The organism is uncultured Campylobacter sp., assembly GCF_938031315.1.
Lineage (GTDB): Bacteria > Campylobacterota > Campylobacteria > Campylobacterales > Campylobacteraceae > Campylobacter_B.
This window is the reverse complement of the sequence record NZ_CALHHT010000195.1, coordinates 1-2,644: the sequence shown is the minus strand read 5'-3', so window position 1 is coordinate 2,644 and position 2,644 is coordinate 1. Positions and strand designations below refer to the sequence as shown.

Annotated in this window: 3 protein-coding genes; all 3 read left to right on the top strand. The window is 41.1% G+C overall.

Annotated features, from left to right (window positions below; all coding sequences use genetic code 11):
• Positions 1–476 (top strand): HisA/HisF-related TIM barrel protein (locus Q0236_RS05060; protein WP_297915724.1); only part of this gene is annotated, 476 nt, incomplete at its 5' end.
• A 352-nt stretch (positions 477–828) separates the two neighbouring features.
• Positions 829–1,374 (top strand): purine-nucleoside phosphorylase, encoded by a 546-nt coding sequence (locus Q0236_RS05055; RefSeq protein WP_297915722.1) that lies wholly within the window; start codon positions 829–831, stop codon positions 1,372–1,374.
• On the top strand, positions 1,371–2,480 hold the full coding sequence (gene rlmN / locus Q0236_RS05050) for a 23S rRNA (adenine(2503)-C(2))-methyltransferase RlmN (RefSeq protein ID WP_297915720.1): 1,110 nt from the start codon (positions 1,371–1,373) through the stop codon (positions 2,478–2,480). The genes Q0236_RS05055 and rlmN overlap by 4 nt, the downstream gene beginning before the upstream one ends.
• The last annotated feature ends 164 nt before the right edge of the window (positions 2,481–2,644 follow it).

Below are 2,644 nucleotides of genomic sequence, written 5' to 3'. Positions count from 1 at the left end.
CGAGGAATTTGAGCGAGAGTTTGCACGACGGCGCACGAAATTCGGACGCGAATTTACGCAATGAGGCACAGAATTTTGGAGGGATCTCACGCGGCTCGCAGGATGAAATTTTAACTAAAAACGGCGAGCCTTGCGGCTATAGCGTTTTTATAAACGGCGGTAGGCTGGACACCGGTAGGGACGCGTTTGCCTGGGCGAAAGAGGCGCAGGAGCGCGGTGCGGGCGAAATTTTACTCACGTCAATGGACTGCGACGGCGTTAAAAACGGCTTTGAGCTAAATTTGACGCGGATTTTTAACGCGCTTGATATCCCTGTGATCGCAAGCGGCGGTGCGGGTAAAATGGAGCACTTCAAAGACGCATTTTTAGCGGGCGCGGACGCATGCCTGGCGGCATCGATTTTTCACTTCAGAGAAATCGAAATCAAGGCACTAAAAGCGTATTTGCGAGAACAAAATATTGAAGTGAGACTGTAAATTTAATCAGGTTTATACCGTGGGGTTGAAACTTAGCCGCCAAAGCGATCAAACAATTAATTTTATTTCAGCCCTTCGTTATCTTGCAAGTTTTTTGACAAGTATTATTTTGCTTAGATAAAATTTATTCGTTTTAGCTAAATCATAAGCTTTTTTAATTACTTTCCATCTTCTACCCGCCACCTGCATTACTATCGTTATGAAAGGTAATGGCACAGCTCTCATAGATATTTGCTTAAATCGATTTTAATTTCACCCGATACTTTACGACGAAAAAATTTCAAAATTTAGCTTTAAATTTATCGTCATTTTGCTATGATTAGTGAAAAATAACGAAAGCGTGAATGAGTAAATGATAATCTCTGCCGGACGAAATGAAATTTTTGATTTTGCCCTGCCTATGGGTATAGGGCTAGTGGATATGAGTATAAATTTGACTAAATTTTTATGCGAAAATAGGCAAAGCTTGCCGAGTGAAATCATTTTCGTGGGTTCTGCAGGGCTATATAAAGAAGGTAAAATTCTAAAAATTTATGAAAGCAGATCGGCTGTAAACTGCGAGATATCGGCGCTTTATGAGCTTTCATACTCTCCGATTAGCTATGAAATTATAGCTAGGAATTCTACCAATGTTTCATATGAAACAATAATTAATAGCTCAAATTTTATCACGACCGATAAAAAATCCGCGTTAAAATTCTTTGAGCGAGGTTATTTTTTAGAAAATATGGAATTTTTTGCGGTTCTCAAGGTAGCACAAAAATTTCAAATTCCCGCTTACGGAATTTTTTGTGCAACGAATTTTTGTGATTCAAATGCTCACACGGATTTTTTAAAAAATCACGCCGCCGCAAAAGAAAATTTAACTAAATATCTAAAAACTAAGGCATTAATTTGAAAAATATCTTTGATTTTACGATGAAAGAGCTTGAAAATTTCATCAAACCGAAATTTAGAGCTAAGCAAATTTACGAATGGATTTACAAAAAGAATGTGGATGACTTCACACAAATGCTAAATCTACCAAAAGAGATCCGTCAAGGTTTAGCTCAAAATTTTTATTTAGACCCGCTTAAATGTATCAGATCCGAAACAAGTAGCGATGGCAGTATCAAATACCTTTTCGCTCTCAAAGACGGCAAGACGATCGAAAGTGTCCTGCTGCCGATGAAGGATGAGCTGCGAGATGAAAACGAAAAAATTATAAGACACGCGCGCTACTCAATCTGCGTAAGTTCGCAAGTGGGTTGCAAAATCGGCTGTAGCTTCTGCTTGACAGCAAAAGGTGGCTTCGTACGAAATTTAACTCCAGGCGAAATCGTGGCTCAAATTTGGCTCATCAAAAAAATGAACGCGATCCCGTACGAGCGCCGCGTCAATGTCGTATATATGGGGATGGGCGAACCGCTTAATAACCTAGACAACGTTGCCAAAGCTGTGCAAATTTTAAAAGAAAACGACGGACTCGCAATAGCGCCGCGTCGCCAAACAATAAGTACGAGCGGTCTTTCTACGCAGATAAAAAAGCTTGGCGAAATGGATCTTGGCGTGCTGCTTGCAATCTCGCTGCATGCAGTGGATGACGAACTGCGTGAAAAACTAATGCCGATAAATCGCGCCTACAATATCGCATCGATCATGCAGGCGGTGCGCGAGTTCCCAATCGATCTGCGAAAGCGGGTGATGTTTGAATACCTAATGATCGATGGGATAAATGACCGCCCAAGCGATGCCAAAACGCTAGTGAAGCTTCTACATGGCATCCGCGCAAAAGTAAATCTGATCTATTTTAATCCGCACGAAGACTCAAGCTTTGGCAGACCAAGCCCTGAAAATATGATAAAATTTCAGGACTATCTATGCGCGCACGGCATTACTTGCACGATCCGCCAGAGCAAGGGGCTAGATATCAGTGCGGCGTGCGGACAGCTCAAACAAAGAAACGAGCAAGGTAAAATTCCGGCTCAAAGTGGTATCAGTGCCGATAAAATTTCGAACAAGTAGAGGAAAAATTCGGCGATTATTTTCAGATCACAAGGCAAATCGGCAAAAAATTTATAACGAAGTAGCAATGAACACGCAAAAAATAGTGGATGAGATCGGCGTTTTCTTAGACAGATCGCTGCTTAAAAAATCCAAGATTACAAAGGCGGAAATTATCCACAAAT